Below are 20,223 nucleotides of genomic sequence, written 5' to 3' on the forward strand. Positions count from 1 at the left end.
GAGATGACGATGACTCAACACGACCAACTACACCGCTATCTGTTTGAAAACCACGCCGTGCGCGGCGAGCTGGTGACGGTTTCCGAAACCTGGCAGCAGATCATGGAAAACCATGATTACCCGCAGCCGGTTAAAAAAATTCTGGGCGAACTGCTGGTCGCCACCAGCCTGCTGACCGCCACGCTGAAGTTTGACGGAGATATCACCGTTCAGCTTCAGGGCGATGGCCCGATGACGCTGGCCGTGATTAACGGCAACAACAAACAGCAAATGCGCGGCGTAGCGCGTGTACAGGGTGATATCCCGGCGGATGCTGCATTAAAAGATCTGGTGGGTAACGGTTATCTGGTGATCACCATCTCCCCAAGCGAAGGCGAGCGCTATCAGGGCGTGGTCGGTCTGGAAGGGGATACGCTGGCCGCCTGCCTGGAAGATTATTTCATGCGTTCCGAGCAGCTGCCAACTCGTCTGTTTATTCGTACCGGTGAAGTAGACGGTAAAGCGGCGGCGGGCGGTATGTTGCTGCAGGTTCTGCCGGCGCAAAACGCGGAAACCGACGACTTCAACCACCTCGCGACGCTGACCGAAACCATCAAGGCCGAAGAGCTGCTGACGCTACCAGCGAACGATGTGCTATGGCGCCTGTATCACGAAGAAGAAGTCACGCTGTACGATCCTCAGGACGTAGAGTTCAAATGCACCTGCTCACGCGAGCGCTGTGCTGACGCGCTACGCACGCTGCCGGATGAAGAAGTCGACAGTATTCTGGCCGAAGATGGCGAAATCGACATGAACTGTGATTACTGTGGCAGCCGCTATGTGTTTGACTCCATGGACATCACGGCGATCCGCAACAATGCCTCTCCGGCGGATCCGCAGGTTCACTAAGTTTGCAAAACGCCTCCAATCGGAGGCGTTTTTTTTCAGCGGTAATAGTCGATTTTAACCCGCTGCCCCTGCACCATCACGTCCTGCCAGACCTTCGGCGCCGCCGTCAGTTTTCCTTCAGAAGCGGCCTGCTTCAGCGCTGACATCATCTGGTTTTTATCCAGATCCCGGGCCTGACCGATATCCTTCCAGCTCCCGTCTATCTTGCCGTACACTTTGCAGTAGCTCATTTCCGGCTGGCACAGCAGCCATTCATCCTGCCCATCGCCGTTCAGATCCATCCCAACCAGCAAACACTTATCCTCGTCATCCAGACACTCGCGAGCCTGGTAACTTTCATCTTTTACCATGGCCTGCCACCACGCGTTTTCCGGCACGCGATTTTTATCCGCCAGCACGATACGCTGACGCAGAGATTCAACCGTCAGCTTCGCCACCGCCACACCGCCCGCTTTGCCGTTGCTCAACAGCATCGCCAATTGCCTTCTGCGATCGGGGCTGGCGACAAACACAGGGTCTTTTTGCAGCTCGCTGAGCGCATCGTAGCCCCGCCGCCCGGCGGATTGCAGCATGGTCATACTCACCTTCTCGGGCTTCAGGACGCCGCTGTGGTAACGCGCCATTTGGTTATTAACGCTGATCCGGTAAGGGTCCAGAAGCGGGGAATTCACCGCAACCAGCAAGGCCAGCGCCAGCAAAAGCACCGCGCGGTTAATCCCTCCCGGCTGTAGAACAGTCTCCCGACGCTGGCGAACGAGCGTGACGACATAGCCAAAGGCCCACACCAATACGGTGAAGGTTATCAGCGCCGCATATACCCTTGTTGGCGTCCAGCCGTATGACGAAACGCGCAACCACAGCGCATAGCTTGCCAGCAAGGCATAAACCGGCGACAGCAATAACGTCAGCTTTATCGCACCATCAAGCAGAGCAGGATAAGGTCGGGTTTCTCTTTCCGGATGATAAGCCACTGCGGCAGTGCCCATCACCATCAGCGTCAGCGTGTTGAGCAGCGCATTACAGGAAAAGTGCAGTGAGATAGACCCCAGGCCAACCACCGGCAGCGTCGCCAAAAACATCAGAGAAATCAGCGACAGCAGCGGTAAAAGCCCCGTGGCAAAAACGCTGAAGAAATGTTTTACCGCGTTAATAGCCCGAACCTGGTCACGGCAAAGCGTTACCGCCAGTGCCGCTGCCGTACAGGTAGCAATCCAGGCAAACGCCGAGGAACTGAAAAACAGGCGATCAAAGAAGGCGATATCCACCAGCTTAAACAACCCGGCCCAAAGCGCCAGCACGCCCCAGAAAAAGAGTACCAGCAGCCCGGTCAGCAGCAGAGTAATACCGTTCCGCCAGAGCTGGCCGTAGAATACCTGCCAGCCTCCCCAACCGCGATTCGAGTGCAGCCGCCCCTGCAGCCAGGGCAAGGCCAGAAACAGCATCACCGCCAGCGAACAGAGATACCCCAGCACAATATCGTGCCGGCTCCAGCTTTCCAGCCCCTGAGTCGTCCAGTTCACCCAGCCGCTCATCAACGCCACAATCGGCAAGGGGAGCAACGCCAGGCCCCAAAATCGTAGGCCATTGAAACGCACGGTGATAAGCGCCAGCGTCGCCGCCAGCACTACGGACAGGGAGCGCAGATACAGGGCTTGATTATCCCCTCGCAGCCAGATGCTACTCACCCTGTCTCCTTCGGTGAGGTACAGCACCACGCCTAAAAGAAACCCCACCAGCAAAATCCCCCAGCGGGTCGCCTTAGGCAACGGTTCAGACATGAACATAGTTGTCATCCCTTATTAGCTCATTTTTGACTTAGTGTAGCGACCTGCTGCGACTTGCAAATGACGCTCTTGTTTCATTGCGTTGCGCATGAGAGCGCGTTCATTCACAAAGTTCTTCGTTATTATCCTAATTATTAACATATCTGCCATATTTTCCCCGAAAGCCAGCGAATTCCTGCCATACTCTGCCCCCGTTGCGGCATCCCCTGTGCATTTCCCCTGTTAAATTTAAGCAGGCGCGTAAATTTATGATAGTGGTCGCGGTTAACATCCCCTAAACAACCCTACAATATTCGGCAGTATAAATTGGCTAAGGAGCAGTGAAATGCGAGTTAAAGGCATAACCCCGCAAGATCTCAAGGCTTATGGCATTCATGACGTCAGCGAAGTCGTCTATAACCCCGATTACGACACCCTTTACCGCGAAGAACTCGACCCTAACCTGCAGGGTTTTGAGCGCGGTGTGGTCACTAACTTAGGCGCCGTCTCCGTAGATACCGGGATCTTTACCGGTCGCTCTCCAAAAGATAAATACATCGTCCGCGATGACACCACCCGCGACACCTTATGGTGGGCCGACAACGGTAAAGGCAAAAACGATAACAAACCGCTTTCCGAAGAAACCTGGCACCAGCTCAAAGGGCTCGTCACTCATCAACTGTCGGGCAAGCGCCTGTTTATTATTGACGCTTTCTGCGGGGCCAACGCCGATACCCGCCTGTCAGTGCGTTTTATCACCGAGGTTGCCTGGCAGGCACACTTCGTGAAAAACATGTTTATTCGCCCAACGGACGAAGAGCTGGCAACGTTTGAGCCTGATTTTGTGGTGATGAATGGGGCTAAATGTACCAATCCAAACTGGAAAGAACAGGGCCTGAACTCCGAAAACTTTGTGGCGTTTAATCTGACTGAACGCATGCAGCTTATCGGCGGCACCTGGTACGGTGGCGAGATGAAGAAAGGGATGTTCTCTATCATGAACTACCTGCTGCCGCTGAAGGGCATCGCCTCCATGCACTGCTCGGCAAACGTCGGTGAAAAAGGGGATGTGGCGGTGTTCTTCGGCCTGTCCGGCACCGGTAAAACGACGCTGTCTACCGACCCGAAACGCCGCCTGATTGGCGACGATGAGCACGGCTGGGACGACGACGGTGTGTTTAACTTTGAAGGCGGCTGTTACGCGAAAACTATTCGCCTGTCAGAAGAAGCAGAGCCGGATATTTATCACGCTATTCGCCGCGATGCACTACTGGAAAACGTGACCGTACGTGCCGACGGCACAATCGACTTCGACGATGCGTCCAAAACGGAAAACACCCGCGTTTCTTACCCGATTTATCACATCGACAACATCGTTAAGCCGGTGTCGAAAGCGGGTCACGCCACCAAAGTTATCTTCCTGACTGCGGATGCCTTCGGCGTACTGCCACCGGTTTCCCGCCTCACCGCGAACCAGACTCAGTACCACTTCCTGTCCGGTTTTACCGCCAAACTGGCGGGTACCGAACGCGGCGTGACTGAGCCAACGCCAACCTTCTCCGCCTGCTTCGGCGCGGCATTCCTGTCGCTGCACCCAACGCAGTATGCTGAAGTGCTGGTGAAACGCATGCAGGCATCCGGTGCCCAGGCGTACCTGGTGAATACCGGCTGGAACGGTACCGGCAAACGCATTTCTATCAAAGACACCCGCGCGATCATCGACGCTATTCTCGACGGCTCGCTGGACGACGCAGAAACCTTTACGCTGCCGATGTTTAACCTCGCCATTCCAACCTCGCTCGCGGGCGTTGATACCCAAATTCTGGACCCGCGTAATACCTACGCATCCCCGGAGCAGTGGCAGGAAAAAGCAGAGCAACTGGCGAAGCTGTTTGTCGAAAACTTCGAGAAATACACCGATACTCCTGCCGGTGCGGCCCTGGTCGAAGCCGGTCCGAAGCTGTAAATCTGAAGCATAAGACGAAAAAAAACGAACCCTTCGGGGTTCGTTTTTTATTGGGCCACAGGCCAGCTAGCTTTCCCGATGAGTCACCACCCGGGTTATCGGCAGCGGGAGATAAGCCCTGATTCGCAGCCCTCCCCGCTCGCTCTTCCCGAGATCCAACATCCCGTTATGGTTGTCGATGATGCGCTGCACGATGGCTAAACCCAGCCCGGTGCCGCTGGTACTGCGGGCGCTATCGCCGCGAACAAACGGCTGGAACAGATGCTGAAGCTGGTCTGGCTCAATGCCTGGGCCATCATCTTCCACCTGGAACCAGGCGCGGTTTAATTCGCTGCCGCTGCTGACTTTGATCCAGCCATTGCCGTAGCGCGCCGCATTCACCACCATATTAGCCACCGCGCGCTTGATAGACAGCGGATGGATATTCAGGCGGATTTCGCCGGCCTGCAGATCGGTATCGATTTCACGCTCGTAACCGCTTTCTGCCGCAATAACTTCCCCGAGCACGCCGTTGAGATCCGCCATCTCCAGCGGCATCTCCTGCCCGGTGCGTAGGTAGTCGATAAACTGTTCGATAATCGCATTACACTCTTCGATATCTTTGTTAATCGACTCGGCCAGATAGCCATCCTCCTGCCCCATCATTTCAGTCGCCAGGCGGATACGCGTCAGCGGCGTGCGCAGATCATGGCTAACGCCCGCCATCAGCAGCGTGCGGTCATCGGCCAACTGTTTAACGCCCGCGGCCATATGGTTAAACGCCCTCGTCACCGATCGCACTTCCGAAGCGCCATATTCGCGCAAAGGAGGAGGAATAATCCCTTTACCGACCTGCAGCGCAGCGTGCTCCAGGTCGACCAGCGGTCGGTTCTGTATTCGAATAAACAGCCATGCGCCGCCTATCGCCAACAGCATGATCGCCAGCGTGTAGCGGAACAGCGGGGAGAAATCGCCCTGATGGATTTCGGTCAGCGGAACGCGGACCCAGATATTCGGCGACAGCCAGGTTTTCAGCCAGACAACCGGGGAGCTTTTGTTCACCTCAACGCGCACTTCGGTCGGGCCGCCAAGCTGCTGGGCCATTTGCTGGCTCAGAAACTCGTAGTGCTGCGCCCAGCGCAGGCCAGCGTCTTCCGCCGCCTCGTTGGAGTAAAGTGAAATGCCCAGCTCGCGGTAGATCTCACGACGAAACGCAGGCGGCACCACAAGTTGGGTGCCGTCTTCAAGCTGCAGTTTGTCGGTCATTAGCATTCTGACTTCGTACGCCAGCACCTTATTAAACTGCTGCAGGCTCGGCAAAATCGCGAAGTTCAGAACGACAAGATAAGTCGTCACCAGGCTGACAAACAGCAAGGTGACGATCAGCAACAGCGTACGGGCAAACGAGCTTCTGGGGGAGAAGCGAACTCGCCTCATGCCTTAGCGCCGTCCGGGACAAAGACGTAGCCAAGACCCCAAACGGTCTGGATATAACGCGGATGCGCCGGGTCCTCTTCCACCATCCGGCGCAGGCGGGAGATTTGCACGTCAATGGAACGCTCCATCGCGGAGTATTCGCGGCCACGGGCCAGGTTCATCAGTTTGTCGCGGGAAAGCGGCTCGCGCGGGTGGCTGACCAGCGCTTTCAGTACAGCAAACTCACCGCTGGTCAGCGGCATTGGCTCGTCTTCGCGGAACATTTCACGAGTGCCTAGATTCAGCTTGAACTTACCGAAAGCGATAACTGCTTCTTCCTGAGAAGGCGCACCCGGCAGTTCGTTCGCCTGACGGCGCAGGACCGCACGAATACGGGCCAGCAGTTCACGCGGGTTAAACGGCTTTGGAATATAGTCATCAGCGCCGATTTCCAGGCCGACGATACGGTCAACTTCTTCGCCTTTCGCGGTCACCATGATGATCGGCATTGGGTTACTCTGACTGCGCAGACGGCGGCAGATAGAAAGACCATCCTCGCCCGGCAGCATGAGATCCAGCACCATCAGGTGGAAGGATTCACGGGTCAGCAGGCGATCCATTTGTTCGGCGTTGGCGACGCTGCGAACCTGGAAGCCCTGCTCGGTGAGATAACGCTCTAACAGCGCGCGCAGACGCATGTCGTCATCGACCACCAGAATTTTATAGTTCTCTTGCATCGTTTGTACTCCCAAAGGCTCGAACAGTTGAGTGTGTATTCTTAAAAAACTGCGCTAATACAACCAGTCAATTCTGGTATACATTCTAGTCGAAATTGTTACAAAGCATATTAAACAGTCGGTTATCAACGTTTTAAATCAAAATTTGGTGACTTGCTTCCCAAAATGCGCCGGTTGCATTCCTTATTGAGCATCGGTTTAAATCACACTCTGATTTTACAGGCTGTAGGGCAGAAAGATGAAAACGCCGTTAATCACCCGTGAAGGCTACGAAAAGCTCAAAAAAGAGCTGGATTATCTGTGGCGTGAAGAGCGCCCCGAAGTGACCAAGAAAGTGACCTGGGCCGCCAGCCTCGGCGATCGCAGCGAAAACGCCGACTATCAGTACAACAAAAAACGCCTGCGTGAAATTGACCGCCGGGTTCGCTACATCACCAAATCTCTGGAGCGCCTGAAAATCGTCGATTACTCACCGCAGCAGGAAGGCAAAGTCTTCTTCGGCGCGTGGGTCGAAATTGAAAACGACGACGGCGACATGCTGCGTTTTCGCATCGTCGGTTACGACGAGATTTTTGGCCGCAAGGACTACATTTCTATTGATTCGCCGATGGCGCGCGCGCTGCTCAAAAAAGAAGTGGGCGATTTAGCCGTGGTGCAAACGCCGGCGGGAGAAGCGCAGTGGTACGTCAATGAAATTGAGTACCCTAAACTCGAGTAATGTGCACAGAACTGTCTGAAACCCAATATCCGTGGGTCGTCGGCTGGCATTTTCGCGCCCCGATCCGTATAACTGTTTGCTGAATTTTCCGTACTACACAGATGAAAAGCCATGATGAATGATTCGCTTTGCCGCATTATTGCGGGTGAGCTTCAGGCCAGAAACGAACAGGTGGAAGCCGCCGTTCGCCTGCTGGATGAAGGGAATACCGTGCCGTTTATTGCACGTTATCGTAAGGAAGTCACCGGCGGTCTGGATGACACGCAACTGCGTCAACTGGAGACTCGTCTTAGCTACCTGCGCGAGCTGGAAGAGCGCCGTCAGTCCATCCTCAAGTCTATTGCCGAGCAGGGTAAACTGAGTGACGAACTTGCCGGGGCCATCAACGGCACGCTGAGCAAAACCGAACTCGAAGACCTTTACCTGCCGTATAAACCCAAGCGCCGAACCCGCGGGCAAATCGCCATCGAAGCCGGCCTTGAGCCGCTGGCGGATTTGCTGTGGAACGAACCTTCACACGACCCGGAGCAGGAAGCCGCTCGCTTTGTGGATGCCGACAAAGGCGTCGCCGACACCAAAGCCGCGCTGGACGGCGCACGCTACATCCTGATGGAACGCTTCGCCGAAGATGCCGCTCTGCTGGCAAAAGTGCGCGACTATTTGTGGAAAAATGCGCATCTGGTTTCCGCCGTGGTAAGCGGTAAAGAGGAAGAAGGCGCGAAATTCCGCGACTACTTCGCCCACCACGAAGCCATTGCCACCGTTCCCTCTCACCGTGCGCTGGCGATGTTCCGCGGGCGTAACGAAGGTATTTTACAGCTGTCGCTGAATGCCGACCCGCAGTTTGATGAGCCGCCGCGCGAGAGCTACTGCGAGCAGTTGATCATCTCTCATCTGAATCTGCGCCTGAACAATGCCCCGGCCGACAGCTGGCGTAAGGCCGTGGTGAGCTGGACCTGGCGCATCAAGGTGTTAATGCACCTTGAAACCGAGCTGATGGGCACCGTGCGCGAACGCGCCGAAGATGAAGCCATCAATGTTTTCGCCCGCAACCTTCACGATCTGCTGATGGCGGCCCCGGCTGGCCTGCGCGCCACCATGGGCCTCGATCCGGGCCTGCGTACCGGCGTTAAAGTCGCGGTGGTTGACGCCACCGGCAAGCTGGTAGCGACCGATACTATTTATCCGCATACCGGTCAGGCTGCGAAAGCCGCCGTGGCCGTGGCTGCCCTTTGTGAAAAACATAACGTCGAGCTGGTCGCTATCGGCAACGGTACCGCATCCCGTGAAACCGAGCGCTTCTTCCTGGATGTGCAAAAACAGTTCCCGAAAGTCACCGCCCAGAAGGTGATCGTCAGCGAGGCGGGCGCTTCCGTTTACTCAGCTTCCGAGCTGGCGGCGCTGGAATTCCCGGATCTGGACGTGTCTATTCGCGGCGCGGTCTCGATTGCCCGCCGTCTGCAGGATCCGCTGGCCGAGCTGGTGAAAATCGACCCGAAATCTATCGGTGTGGGCCAGTACCAGCATGATGTCAGCCAGACTCAGCTGGCGAAAAAACTGGATGCGGTCGTCGAAGACTGCGTGAACGCCGTTGGCGTGGATCTCAACACCGCTTCCGTGCCGCTGCTGACCCGCGTGGCTGGCCTGACCCGCATGATGGCGCAGAACATCGTCAACTGGCGCGACGAAAATGGCCGCTTCCAGAACCGCCAGCAGTTGCTGAAAGTCAGCCGCCTGGGGCCCAAAGCTTTTGAGCAGTGTGCGGGCTTCCTGCGTATCAACCACGGCGATAACCCGCTGGATGCCTCTACCGTACACCCGGAAGCCTATCCGGTGGTCGAACGTATTCTGGCCGCCACTCAGCAGGCGCTGCAGGACCTGATGGGCAACAGCAACGAATTACGCGATCTGAAGGCCAGCCAGTTTACCGATGAGCGTTTCGGCGTCCCTACCGTGACGGACATTATTAAAGAGCTGGAAAAACCGGGCCGCGACCCGCGCCCTGAGTTTAAGACCGCACAGTTTGCCGAAGGCGTGGAAACCATGAACGACCTGACGCCGGGCATGGTGCTGGAAGGCGCGGTGACCAACGTCACCAACTTCGGCGCATTTGTCGACATCGGCGTGCATCAGGACGGCCTGGTGCATATCTCCTCCCTGTCGGACAAATTCATCGACGATCCGCACAAAGTGGTGAAAGCGGGCGATATCGTTAAAGTCAAAGTCCTGGAAGTGGATCTGCAGCGGAAACGCATCGCCCTGACCATGCGCCTTGATGAACAGCCTGGCGAAGGTGGCAGCCGTCGCGGTAATGGGGGTAGCAACGCACCTCGCGAGCAAAAAGGCAGGCCAACAGCACAACAAAAACCGCGCGGGCGCGAAAACGCCGCCGGTGGGAATAGCGCGATGATGGATGCGCTGGCTGCTGCGATGGGCAAGAAGCGTTAATTGTCTGACCTCTCCCTTCGGGGAGAGGTCTTATTTTTTCCATCACCGACAAAAAGCAGAAAAATAACGTACTCTTGATCTAAATCAATTTTCAATATCTACCCCACCATGAAACCAGCAATTATCATCCCTGTAACATCGGCAATAACGAAATAACATTCATCGTTCACCAAAGAGAAGCTATTACTCTATTTTTCATACAATTAAGAAACCACTTTCTTTCGCTCGTTAAAAGCAACCCCACTAAATCAGCCAGAAAAATACCTATTTTGGTTAAATTCACTCAGAAAAATAAATATTGTCGACAGTAACCATTCTCATTATCATTGCATTGAACGATATTTCTTCTCTTTCTTCCGATAGCTTAATTCGTTTTTATTACACGCATCGCTCGTGAATAAAACGATCATTCAGTCAGCGTCAATGCAGAGCCCAGCTCTAAGTAGGTCTTATGCAATTCATACCGAATAGCGCGTGGAAAATTACCGGCTTCGCCAGTGAAATCAGTCCGGCTTATCGCCAAAAATTATTGTCCCTCGGCATGCTGCCGGGTTCCTCATTCAACGTCGTCCGCGTGGCACCTCTCGGCGACCCTATTCATATCGAAACGCGCCGCGTAAGCCTGGTGCTGCGCAAAAAAGATCTCGCGCTGGTCAATATCGAAGCCGTGGCGTAACGGCGGGGAAACGTTCGCGTTATTTTGCACATCCAACGAAGTTTATTAATAAAATGAAAAACTTAACCATAGGTTTAATCGGCAATCCTAACTCGGGTAAAACCACGTTATTTAATCAGTTGACGGGTGCCCGCCAGCGCGTGGGGAACTGGGCGGGTGTCACCGTAGAACGCAAAGAAGGTCAGTTTTCCACCCTTGAGCACCAGGTCACGCTGGTTGATTTACCCGGCACCTACTCACTCACCACCATTTCGTCACAAACTTCGCTTGATGAGCAAATCGCCTGCCACTACATTCTGAGCGGCGATGCCGATCTGTTAATCAACGTAGTGGATGCTTCTAACCTTGAGCGTAATCTCTATCTGACGCTCCAGTTACTCGAGCTGGGCATCCCGTGTGTGGTGGCGCTCAATATGTTGGATATTGCCGAGAAACAGGCGATTCGCATCGACATCGACGCGCTGGCCGCCCGCCTCGGCTGCCCCGTCGTGCCGCTGGTGTCTACTCGCGGGCGCGGTATTGAAAGTCTGAAACTCGCCATTGACCGCAAGCAGCCCAACGAGAAAAACGAGCTGGTGCACTATCCGCAGATTTTGCTGCAAGAGGCAAAAAAGCTGGCCGAGGATATGCCGCAGGAAATGCCGGTGACACAGCGTCGTTGGCTGGCGCTGCAGATGCTGGAAGGGGATATCTACAGCCTCGCGTATGCGGGCAATGCCACAGACAAACTTGACTCAGCGCGCGCGCGCCTGGCTGAGACCATTGACGATCCCGCGCTGCTGATCGCAGATGCTCGTTACCAAAGCATCGCTTCCATTTGCGACGCGGTTAGCAATAGCCTGACAGCCGAACCCAACCGGCTGACGGTGGCGATGGATAAAATCATCCTCAATCGTTACCTCGGCCTGCCGATCTTCATGCTGGTGATGTATCTGATGTTCCTGCTGGCGATTAACATCGGCGGCGCGCTGCAGCCTATTTTTGATGGCGGTTCGGTGGCGATATTCATTCACGGCATCCAGTGGCTCGGTTATACGCTGCACTTCCCGGAATGGCTGACGATTTTCCTGGCCCAGGGGATTGGCGGCGGGATCAATACCGTGCTGCCGCTGGTGCCGCAAATCGGCATGATGTACCTGTTCCTTTCCTTCCTCGAAGATTCCGGCTATATGGCGCGCGCAGCCTTCGTGATGGATCGCCTGATGCAGTCGCTGGGTTTACCGGGTAAATCCTTTGTGCCGCTGATTGTCGGCTTCGGCTGTAACGTGCCTTCGGTCATGGGTGCCCGTACCCTTGATGCGCCGCGCGAAAGGCTGATGACCATCATGATGGCCCCGTTTATGTCCTGCGGTGCGCGCCTGGCGATTTTCGCGGTGTTTGCCGCCGCATTCTTCGGCCAGCAGGGCGCGCTGGTGGTGTTCTCACTTTACATTCTCGGCATTGTCATGGCTATTCTCACCGGCCTGATGCTGAAGCACACCATCATGCGTGGCGAAGCTTCGCCGTTTGTCATGGAGCTGCCGGTTTACCACGTCCCTCACCTCAAGAGCCTGATTTTACAAACCTGGCAGCGCCTGAAAGGCTTCGTGCTTCGCGCCGGGAAGGTCATCGTGATCGTCAGTATTTTCATCGGCGCCCTGAACAGCTTCTCCTTTAGCGGCAAGCCAGTAGATAGCATCAATGATTCCGCCCTTGCCTCCGTCAGCCGCGTATTGACGCCGCTGCTGAAGCCGATCGGTGTCCATGATGACAACTGGCAGGCTACCGTTGGGCTGTTTACCGGTGCGATGGCCAAAGAAGTTGTGGTCGGCACGTTAAATACCCTCTATACCGCCGAAGATATTCATAATGAAGAGTTTGATGCCGCAAGCTTTAACCTGCTTGATGAACTGGGCGCTGCCGCCGATGAAACCTGGCAGGGGCTGAAAAACACCTTCAGCCTGAGCGTGCTGGCGAACCCGATTGAGGCAAGCAAAGGCGACGGTGAAATGTCCTCCGGGCCGATGGGCGTGATGAGCACGAAATTCGGCAGCGAAGCCGCCGCCTACAGCTATCTGATTTTCGTTCTGCTCTATATTCCGTGCATCTCGGTGATGGGGGCCATCGCCCGTGAATCGAGCCGGGGCTGGATGACATTTTCCGTGCTGTGGGGGCTGAACATTGCCTATTCGCTCTCCACGCTTTACTACCAGAGCGTTACCTTCAGCGAGCACCCGCAGTTCAGCCTGATTTGCATCCTCGCGGTGGTATTGTTCAACGTCCTGCTGCTTGGCGGGCTGCGCCGGGCAAGAAGTCGCGTGGATGTATCGCTGCTCGCCACCAGAAAAACGCCGTCGTCCTGCTGCCAAAGCAGCACCGGCGACTGTCACTAAGGAGCGATGATGGCAAGCCTGATTGATATCCGTAACGCCCTGGCGCTTCAGGGCCGCCTGGAAGCGAAGCAGATAAGCCAGCAGCTTGTCACGCCTCTGCCGCTGGTTGCCGCCATGCTCGATCGACTGGAAGCGATGGGCAAAGCCAGACGCATCAGCGAAGATCCGGGCAGTTGCCTGACGGGAAGCTGCAAAAGCTGTCCAGAAGGGAAAAAATGCGCCCGGGAACTTTGGGCGCTGCGTTAAGTTAATCTGATGAAAGGCGGGCTACCCCGCCTTTTTACTGCCCGTCAGCTAAGCCGTTGTTGCCCCCAGGCCAGCAGAGCCTGGCAGAATTCAGCCGGATGAGAGATAAACGGCGCGTGGGCGGCCTTGTCGAAGATAACCGAGCTGGACTGCGGCCACAGGGCGTCCAGCAGGGGAACCACTTTCCGTGGCACAAGCCCGTCCAGTCGGCCATACAGACGTAAATGTGGTATTGCAGAATGCGAAAGCTCCTGGCGCAGATCGGCGGTTCTCAGGATCTCAAGCCCGCCGTTAAGGACCTGAACGTCCGGCATCGGCTGTTCCAGAACAACGGTTTTCAGCAGGCGAGCATCCTGGCGCGCGGTTTCTGTGCCCAGGGTTTGCAACGCCAGAAAACGCTCCACGGTACGCTGAAAATCTTCGCTTAGCTGCTGCTGGAACCCGGCCAGCACGTCAGGTTTAATGCCCGGCCAGTCTTCTGCCGCGGTAAAACAGGGTGAGGAAGCCACCGTCACCAGCGCATTCACACGTTCGGGCCTGGCGAGCGCAGCCTGGCTTGCTACCAGCCCACCCAGGCTCCAGCCAAGCCATGTGGCACATTCAGGCGCTTTAGCCAGCACAATGTCAGCCATTTCCTCCAGCGTTAGCGCACCAAACCCCCTGCTCCGGCCATACCCTGGTAAGTCGACCAGATGCAGCCGAAATTGCGAGCCGAGTTCGGATTCTATGTTGTGCCAAACCTCCGCATTCAGTCCCCATCCGTGCAGCAGCACAAGATCGCTTTTTCCTTCACCTTTTGTTTGCCACCACAGCTCACTCATCAGTTACCGTTCTCATTTTCATCAGCAAGGAGAACGCTATGCTAGCAATCCCTGGCCGCTGTTGGCTATGCCGGTTACCGCTTGCCCGTCCGACATGGGGCATTTGCTCATGCTGCGCCGCCTCGCTGCTTCAGCCCCTGGCCTGCTGTTTACAGTGTGGTTTACCGGCGCTGAGCGGGCATTTGCCCTGCGGACGCTGTCTGCAAAGAGCGCCTGAGTGGGACGCAATAGCCTATGTGACAGACTACCTGCCGCCGTTAAGCACGCTGATTCATCACCTGAAATTTACCGGAACGCCCTCGCTTGCACCGGCCTTAGCCCGCCTTTTGCTACTGCGTATTCAGGCAGCCAGGCGAGAGGGCAGGCTTCATTTGCCTGATGTTATTTTGAGTGTACCGCTGCACCATACCCGAGCGTGGCGGCGCGGCTATAACCAAAGCGCACTTATTGCTACTCCGCTGTCTCGCTGGTTAGGGCTGGAGCATTATCCCTCTGCAATCAAACGCATACGCGCCTCGCCAGCCCAACATACGTTGACAGCAAAGGAAAGAAAGAGGAATTTGAAAGGCATCTTTAGGGTTGAAATTCCCGTTGCGGGTCGCCATATGGCGATTGTGGATGATGTCGTGACGACGGGTAGTACTGTTGCGGAGATAGCGCGATTGCTGAAAAGGCAGGGCGCGGCGACTGTCCAGGTATGGTGCCTGTGTCGAACCTTGTAGACCCTCGATGATGGGCGTATTATAACCGACTAAAATAGTCAACTATTGAGCAATCGTTATGATCCGTATTTCCGATGCTGCACAATCCCACTTTGCCAAACTGCTGGCAAATCAGGAAGAAGGGACGCAAATCCGCGTATTCGTAATCAATCCTGGCACCCCGAATGCGGAGTGTGGTGTGTCTTATTGTCCGCCGGATGCGGTTGAAGCGACCGACACGGCGCTGCCGTTCGAGCAGCTAACGGCTTATGTCGATGAGCTGAGCGCGCCTTATCTGGAAGATGCCGAAATCGACTTCGTCACCGACCAGCTCGGTTCCCAGCTGACGCTGAAAGCCCCTAACGCAAAAATGCGTAAGGTGTCTGACGACGCGCCGCTGATGGAGCGCGTTGAGTATATGCTGCAGGCGACCGTTAACCCGCAGCTGGCGGGCCACGGTGGTCGCGTCACGCTGATGGAAATTACCGACGAAGGCTATGCCATTCTGCAGTTTGGCGGCGGCTGTAACGGCTGTTCTATGGTGGATGTGACGCTGAAAGAAGGGATCGAGAAACAGCTTCTGGCTGAGTTCCCTGAGCTGAAAGGCGTACGTGACCTGACAGAACACCAGCGCGGTGAGCACTCTTACTACTAATTATATAAGCCCCTCACCCCGACCCTCTCCCCAAAGGGGAGAGGGAGGAAAAAAGCGCCCAAGTTTCACCGTTCGGTCCCCTCTCCCTTCCAGGGATAGGGAGGAAAGAAAGCTCCCGGGTTTCACCGTTCGGTTCCTTCTCCCTTCCAGGGAGAGGGCCAGGGTGAGGGTCACCAAATCACTGCTTCTTACGCCGCTTATCCAAATCCTTCAGCAACTTATTCACCCGTTCATCGACAAACATCGCTTCCAGAGAGACGGTTAGCTTGCGCCGCCAGTTCTTATACTGGGAGCTGGTGCCAGGAATATTCACCGGCTCGGCCATATCCAGCCAGTCCTCCGGCTGCAGCCCCAGCAGCGCGCTATGGCTGTCGGCGATATAACGCTGCATTCCACGGTTGAGCGTGTCGGTCATCGTCATTAACGCGGCCTTATGCCCCGCCCGCTTCGGCAAGCAGCCGTATTTATGCAGCCCGTCCAGCAGACCTTGTTTAGCCCTTTCGCGGTCTTCATACAGCGCCGCCAGCACCTCTTCATCAGGGTAAAGTCCCAGCGTTTTGCCCAGCGTTAAATCACCGCTATTCCAGTAGCCACGCAGCGTGGGCAAGTCGTGCGTTGTGGCAACCGCCATCGACTGCTTAGGCCATGTGGCCGGAGCCCGGAATTGCTTCTCTCCGTCGTGTTCGAAGTACAGCACTTTGTAAGAATAAACGCCGCTGTCGCGAAGCTTGCCGACGATTTCAACCGGCACGGTACCGAGGTCCTCGCCAATCACCATGCAGCGGTGGCGCTGGCTTTCCAGGGCCAGAATAGAAAGCAGATCGTCCACCGGGTACTGCACATAGGCGCCTTTATCCGCCGTCTCGCCGTAAGGGATCCACCACAGCCGCAGCATCGACATAACGTGGTCAATGCGCAGGGCGCCACAGTGGGTCATATTGGCGCGCAGCAGTTCGATAAACGGCTGATAGCCGCGAGCGACCATGACGTGGGGATCCATCGGTGGCAGCCCCCAGTTTTGGCCTAATGGGCCGAGGATATCCGGCGGCGCGCCTACGGAGGCTTTCAGGCAGTAAAGCTCACGGTCACACCAGGTTTCAGAGCCGCCTTCCGCCACGCCCACCGCCAGGTCGCGATAAAGGCCAATCGGCATCCCGTCATGCTGGCTGGCATCCCAGCAGGCCTTAAACTGACGCCAGGCGAGATACTGCAGCCAAAGCCAGAAGTTGACCTCATCGCAATGCTGCTCACAGAACTGCTTCACTTCCGGGCTATGGGCGTCGCGATAGCCTTCCGGCCACACCGGCCAGCCCCAGCGCAGAGGATCTTCGTTAACCTGGCTGGCATGAAGCGCATCGTAGGCAGCCTGGTAGAACAGACCTTCTCCTCCTTCCGCAACGAATCTGCCAAACGCGACGACTTGTTCATCGCTGGCTGTACGCAACGAGAACTGCTGCCACGCTAAACGCAGTCCCGCAACTTTGAGGGCCGTAACGGCGGAATAATCCACCCACTCGGCATCTCTCGCGGCCTGAAGCTGTTTCTGCACTGTGGATGTTTTCCACCACGTCTGCGCCGCTTTGCTGTTCTGGAAATCTTCTACCGCATTGACGTCGATATAGATGACATTCAGCCAGCGGCGTGACGAAGGGCTGTATGGGCTGGCGCTCTCCGGGTTAGCCGGGTAAAGTGAATGAATCGGGTTGAGGCCGATAAACGCCCCGCCCCGCCTCGCCACATCCCCCAGCATCTGCTTCAGATCGCCAAAGTCGCCGATGCCCCAGTTAGCCGCCGAGCGCAGCGTATAAAGCTGCACGCACGCCCCCCACAGCTTTTTGCCCTGCAGTAACGCGTCAGGCTCATAGCAGCGCGGCGGGGCGACGATAATTCGGCTCGTCCAGCTCTGCTTTTGCCGACTTACCACCAGCGAATGGTAGCCCTCGGGTAGCTTTGTCGGCAGCGATAACTTCTTCCCACCGGATACTTGCCCGCGGTGGGTATGACCTTCCTCAGTGGTCAGCGTCCAGCTAAATTCACCCCCGCCTTCCAGCGTCAGCTGCATTCGCTGCCCGGCAGTGAAAACCTGAACCGCTGGCACAGGATCGGTCGACTTTTTTGCAACAGCGGTGCGGTTCATGGCCTCGAGCAGACGCAGTTTTGTCTCCGCAGGAATAGCCTGCGGTTTGCCGTGGGCGTTGATGTAGTTCGGGCTGATACCCGCCGCCAGAGCGGCGCTATCAAGACGTTTGCTCTCCATGGCGCTCCCTTAGCGTTTTGCCTGCCAGATACGTTGTTGATAATCGCGGATCGAGCGATCGGAGCTGAACATGCCGCAACGGGCGCTGTTCAAAATGGCGGCGCGCGTCCAGGCTTCCTGGTCCAGATAAAGTTTGTCGGCAAGCTTTTGCGCCTCGGTATAAGCAGTGAAGTCCGCCATCAACAGGTAAGGATCGCCGCCCTCTTTGCCGATGCTGTGTAGCATCTGATCAAAGGCGTGTTTATCTCCTGCGCTGTATTTGCCCTGCTCCAGTTCTTTAAGCACGGCATCCAGCACTTTATCTTTTTTGCGCCATTTCACCGGATCATAGCCTTTGGCTTTCAGTGCCTTAACCTGCTCGACGGTGTGGCCGAAAATAAAGATATTCTCTTCACCCACCTTCTCTGCAATTTCAACGTTGGCACCGTCCAGCGTCCCCACCGTCAGCGCGCCGTTCAGCGCCAGCTTCATGTTGCCGGTGCCGGATGCCTCTTTACCGGCAGTCGAAATCTGTTCGGAAATATCAGCCGCGGGGATCATGATCTCCGCCGCAGATACGCAATAGTCCGGCAGGAAAACGACCTTCAGTTTGTCGCCCACCAGCGGATCGTTGTTGATCGCCTCAGCCACTTTGTTGATAGCAAAAATAATATTTTTGGCCAGGTAATAACCCGGAGCCGCCTTCGCGCCAAACAGGTAAACGCGCGGCACACGGTCTGCTTTCGGGTTCTCGCGGATCTCTTTGTACTGCGCCAGGATATGCAGCAGGTTCAAGTGCTGACGTTTATATTCGTGCAGACGTTTGATTTGCACGTCGAACAACGCATCCGGGCTAATCACGATGCCGGTACGAGCCTTCACAAATGCAGCCAGTTTTACTTTGTTCTGATGCTTGATTTCGCGCCAGGTCTGGCGGAATTTGGCGTCATCAGCGTGCTTTTCCAGTCCTTCCAGCACGTCGAGGTTATTCGCCCACTCTTTCTTCAGCGTCTTGTCGAACAGCGTGGCAAGCGCCGGGTTGCACTGCTTAATCCAGCGGCGCGGCGTAATACCGTTCGTCACGTTATGGAATTTGTTCGGCCACAGCTGGTGGTATTCCGGGAACAGATCTTTCACCACCAGCTCAGAATGAAGCGCTGCAACGCCGTTCACCGCAAAGCCGCCGACCACGCACAGGTTAGCCATACGTACCTGCTTGCTATGCACCACGGCAAGCTTCGCCCAGACGGCTTCATCCCCCGGCCAGGTTTTGTCGACCAGCAGCTTAAAGCGTTTGTTAATCTCATTGATGATTTGCATATGGCGAGGCAGCAGCGCTTTCACCAGCTTCTCGTCCCAGCATTCCAGAGCTTCAGGCATCAGGGTGTGGTTAGTGTAGGCGAACGTTTTACTGGTAATCGCCCAGGCGTCGTCCCAGCTAAGCTGATGTTCATCAATCAGAACGCGAAGCAGCTCAGGGATAGCGATGGTTGGGTGGGTATCGTTCAGTTGAATCACTTCGTAGGCCGGCAGCTCGGCGAGCTTGCGGCCTGCCAGATGATGGCGGCGCAGAATGTCAGCCACCGAACAGGCACACTGGAAATACTGCTGCATCAGGCGCAGCTTTTTACCGTTCAGGTGATTATCATTCGGATAGAGCACCTTGGTGAGCTTGTCAGCGTCAATGCCCTGCTGCTCGGCTTTAAGAAACTCACCGTCATTAAATTTCGTCAAATCAAATGGATGAGCATGTTTTGCCTGCCACAGACGCAGCGGCTGCGCCACGCCGTTTCGGTAGCCCAGCACCGGTAAATCCCACGCCTCGCCCTGGAAAATAAAGGCTGGCGCCCAGCGGGAATGCTTACCGTCCTTCACGAGTTTCCCGCCAATGCCCACCTGCACATCCAGCGCGCTGTTGTGGCGGAACCAAGGGTAGCTCCCGCGCTGCCAGTCATCCGGGGCTTCCATCTGTTTGCCGTCCTTAAAGGACTGGCGGAACAATCCGTACTGATAGTTAAGGCCATAGCCGATGGCCGATTGCCCGACCGTGGCCATTGAGTCCAGGAAGCAGGCCGCAAGCCGTCCCAACCCGCCGTTGCCTAAGGCCGGATCCGTCTCTTCTTCCAGTAAATCGGTGAGGTTTATCTGGTAATCCTTCAGCACATCGCCCACTTCAGTGAACCAGCCAAGATTAAGCAGGTTATTCCCCGTCAGACGGCCTATCAGAAACTCCATCGAGATATAGTTTACGTGGCGCTGTCTGGCTTCAGGTTTTGCCGCTGGCTGAGCCGCTAAAAGCTCTGCAAGCGCACCGCTAACCGCCTGCCACCACTGATGCTGAGTCATTTCGCTGGCATCATGGAGGCCGTAACGCTGCCACTGGCGCGTCAGAGCGGACTGGAACTGTTCTTTACTGAAAATCGGCTGTGACATAGGAAATCGGTCCTGTAATGTTCGAAAATCATTACCCGCTAGTGTGCCGGGCAGCCTGGGGGACTTCCTCCTCCCGGCGCGGATTACGCGGGGAGGAGTAGCGAGGATGAGTGAAAAATGTGATCTCTGCCACTCGATGCGGCGATGTAACAGGTTTCAGCCGTGTTG

15 protein-coding genes are annotated in these 20,223 nt (G+C 55.9%); 9 read left to right on the forward strand and 6 right to left on the reverse strand.

Annotated features, from left to right (window positions below; all coding sequences use genetic code 11):
- The first annotated feature begins 9 nt into the window (after window positions 1–9).
- Window positions 10–888 carry an Hsp33 family molecular chaperone HslO gene (gene hslO, locus F3J28_RS18135; protein ID WP_008457859.1) on the forward strand — a complete coding sequence of 293 codons (879 nt, stop codon included), beginning with the start codon at window positions 10–12 and terminating at the stop codon, window positions 886–888.
- A gap of 35 nt (window positions 889–923) precedes the next feature.
- Here hslO and F3J28_RS18140 read toward each other — a convergent pair whose 3' ends face one another.
- Window positions 924–2,672, reverse strand: coding sequence for a DUF4153 domain-containing protein (locus F3J28_RS18140; protein ID WP_166878463.1), 1,749 nt, complete (start codon window positions 2,670–2,672; stop codon window positions 924–926).
- 325 nt (window positions 2,673–2,997) lie between these two features.
- Between F3J28_RS18140 and pckA the strand changes: the two genes are divergently transcribed.
- Window positions 2,998–4,617 (forward strand): phosphoenolpyruvate carboxykinase (ATP), encoded by a 1,620-nt coding sequence (gene pckA, locus F3J28_RS18145; RefSeq protein WP_008457863.1) that lies wholly within the window; start codon window positions 2,998–3,000, stop codon window positions 4,615–4,617.
- A 66-nt stretch (window positions 4,618–4,683) separates the two neighbouring features.
- Here the strand turns inward: pckA and envZ are convergent, their stop codons facing one another.
- A complete protein-coding gene (gene envZ / locus F3J28_RS18150; RefSeq protein WP_008457865.1) occupies window positions 4,684–6,033 on the reverse strand; it encodes a two-component system sensor histidine kinase EnvZ in 1,350 nt (449 codons plus the stop codon).
- Window positions 6,030–6,749 (reverse strand): osmolarity response regulator transcription factor OmpR, encoded by a 720-nt coding sequence (ompR, locus tag F3J28_RS18155; RefSeq protein WP_006177890.1) that lies wholly within the window; start codon window positions 6,747–6,749, stop codon window positions 6,030–6,032. Before ompR ends, envZ begins: the two co-directional genes overlap by 4 nt.
- Window positions 6,750–6,987: 238 nt before the next feature.
- On the opposite strand from ompR, the gene greB reads away from it, so the two are divergent.
- From greB to feoC, 5 genes are all read left to right on the forward strand, one after another.
- Complete coding sequence (gene greB / locus F3J28_RS18160; protein ID WP_166878466.1) at window positions 6,988–7,467, forward strand: transcription elongation factor GreB; 480 nt, start codon at window positions 6,988–6,990, stop codon at window positions 7,465–7,467.
- 111 nt (window positions 7,468–7,578) lie between these two features.
- Window positions 7,579–9,915: a Tex family protein gene (locus F3J28_RS18165; RefSeq protein WP_166878468.1), complete on the forward strand. Its 2,337-nt coding sequence runs from the start codon at window positions 7,579–7,581 to the stop codon at window positions 9,913–9,915.
- Between the two features lie 451 nt (window positions 9,916–10,366).
- Window positions 10,367–10,591, forward strand: a complete 225-nt coding sequence (gene feoA, locus F3J28_RS18170; protein WP_008457875.1) for a ferrous iron transporter A — start codon at window positions 10,367–10,369, stop codon at window positions 10,589–10,591.
- A 53-nt stretch (window positions 10,592–10,644) separates the two neighbouring features.
- Window positions 10,645–12,963 (forward strand): Fe(2+) transporter permease subunit FeoB, encoded by a 2,319-nt coding sequence (feoB, locus tag F3J28_RS18175; protein ID WP_008457876.1) that lies wholly within the window; start codon window positions 10,645–10,647, stop codon window positions 12,961–12,963.
- A gap of 9 nt (window positions 12,964–12,972) precedes the next feature.
- Window positions 12,973–13,209, forward strand: coding sequence for a [Fe-S]-dependent transcriptional repressor FeoC (gene feoC, locus F3J28_RS18180; RefSeq protein ID WP_166878984.1), 237 nt, complete (start codon window positions 12,973–12,975; stop codon window positions 13,207–13,209).
- A 44-nt stretch (window positions 13,210–13,253) separates the two neighbouring features.
- On the opposite strand, the gene bioH is transcribed toward feoC, so the two are convergent.
- Window positions 13,254–14,030, reverse strand: coding sequence for a pimeloyl-ACP methyl ester esterase BioH (bioH, locus tag F3J28_RS18185; protein ID WP_166878471.1), 777 nt, complete (start codon window positions 14,028–14,030; stop codon window positions 13,254–13,256).
- Window positions 14,031–14,068: 38 nt separating this feature from the next.
- Here bioH and gntX point away from each other — a divergent pair, with 38 nt between their 5' ends.
- Window positions 14,069–14,752 carry a DNA utilization protein GntX gene (gene gntX / locus F3J28_RS18190; protein WP_166878474.1) on the forward strand — a complete coding sequence of 228 codons (684 nt, stop codon included), beginning with the start codon at window positions 14,069–14,071 and terminating at the stop codon, window positions 14,750–14,752.
- Between the two features lie 58 nt (window positions 14,753–14,810).
- The gene (gene nfuA, locus F3J28_RS18195; protein ID WP_008457887.1) at window positions 14,811–15,386 is read left to right on the forward strand and encodes a Fe-S biogenesis protein NfuA; all 576 of its coding nucleotides are present in this window, start codon (window positions 14,811–14,813) and stop codon (window positions 15,384–15,386) included.
- Between the two features lie 178 nt (window positions 15,387–15,564).
- On the opposite strand, the gene malQ is transcribed toward nfuA, so the two are convergent.
- On the reverse strand, window positions 15,565–17,643 hold the full coding sequence (gene malQ / locus F3J28_RS18200) for a 4-alpha-glucanotransferase (RefSeq protein WP_166878477.1): 2,079 nt from the start codon (window positions 17,641–17,643) through the stop codon (window positions 15,565–15,567).
- Window positions 17,644–17,652: 9 nt separating this feature from the next.
- Window positions 17,653–20,055: a maltodextrin phosphorylase gene (gene malP / locus F3J28_RS18205; protein WP_166878480.1), complete on the reverse strand. Its 2,403-nt coding sequence runs from the start codon at window positions 20,053–20,055 to the stop codon at window positions 17,653–17,655.
- Between the last annotated feature and the right edge of the window lie 168 nt (window positions 20,056–20,223).

The organism is Enterobacter sp. Ap-1006 (genome assembly GCF_011752835.1).
Classification (GTDB): Bacteria; Pseudomonadota; Gammaproteobacteria; order Enterobacterales; family Enterobacteriaceae; genus Cedecea.

Excerpts from the sequence above, each read along its gene's own strand:
- hslO (WP_008457859.1), top strand. The coding sequence starts at position 10 with ATGACTCAACACGACCAACTACACCGCTATCTGTTTGAAAACCACGCC.
- F3J28_RS18140 (WP_166878463.1), bottom strand. The coding sequence starts at position 2,672 with ATGTTCATGTCTGAACCGTTGCCTAAGGCGACCCGCTGGGGGATTTTG.
- pckA (WP_008457863.1), top strand. The coding sequence starts at position 2,998 with ATGCGAGTTAAAGGCATAACCCCGCAAGATCTCAAGGCTTATGGCATT.
- envZ (WP_008457865.1), bottom strand. The coding sequence starts at position 6,033 with ATGAGGCGAGTTCGCTTCTCCCCCAGAAGCTCGTTTGCCCGTACGCTG.
- ompR (WP_006177890.1), bottom strand. The coding sequence starts at position 6,749 with ATGCAAGAGAACTATAAAATTCTGGTGGTCGATGACGACATGCGTCTG.
- greB (WP_166878466.1), top strand. The coding sequence starts at position 6,988 with ATGAAAACGCCGTTAATCACCCGTGAAGGCTACGAAAAGCTCAAAAAA.
- F3J28_RS18165 (WP_166878468.1), top strand. The coding sequence starts at position 7,579 with ATGATGAATGATTCGCTTTGCCGCATTATTGCGGGTGAGCTTCAGGCC.
- feoA (WP_008457875.1), top strand. The coding sequence starts at position 10,367 with ATGCAATTCATACCGAATAGCGCGTGGAAAATTACCGGCTTCGCCAGT.
- feoB (WP_008457876.1), top strand. The coding sequence starts at position 10,645 with ATGAAAAACTTAACCATAGGTTTAATCGGCAATCCTAACTCGGGTAAA.
- feoC (WP_166878984.1), top strand. The coding sequence starts at position 12,973 with ATGGCAAGCCTGATTGATATCCGTAACGCCCTGGCGCTTCAGGGCCGC.
- bioH (WP_166878471.1), bottom strand. The coding sequence starts at position 14,030 with ATGAGTGAGCTGTGGTGGCAAACAAAAGGTGAAGGAAAAAGCGATCTT.
- gntX (WP_166878474.1), top strand. The coding sequence starts at position 14,069 with ATGCTAGCAATCCCTGGCCGCTGTTGGCTATGCCGGTTACCGCTTGCC.
- nfuA (WP_008457887.1), top strand. The coding sequence starts at position 14,811 with ATGATCCGTATTTCCGATGCTGCACAATCCCACTTTGCCAAACTGCTG.
- malQ (WP_166878477.1), bottom strand. The coding sequence starts at position 17,643 with ATGGAGAGCAAACGTCTTGATAGCGCCGCTCTGGCGGCGGGTATCAGC.
- malP (WP_166878480.1), bottom strand. The coding sequence starts at position 20,055 with ATGTCACAGCCGATTTTCAGTAAAGAACAGTTCCAGTCCGCTCTGACG.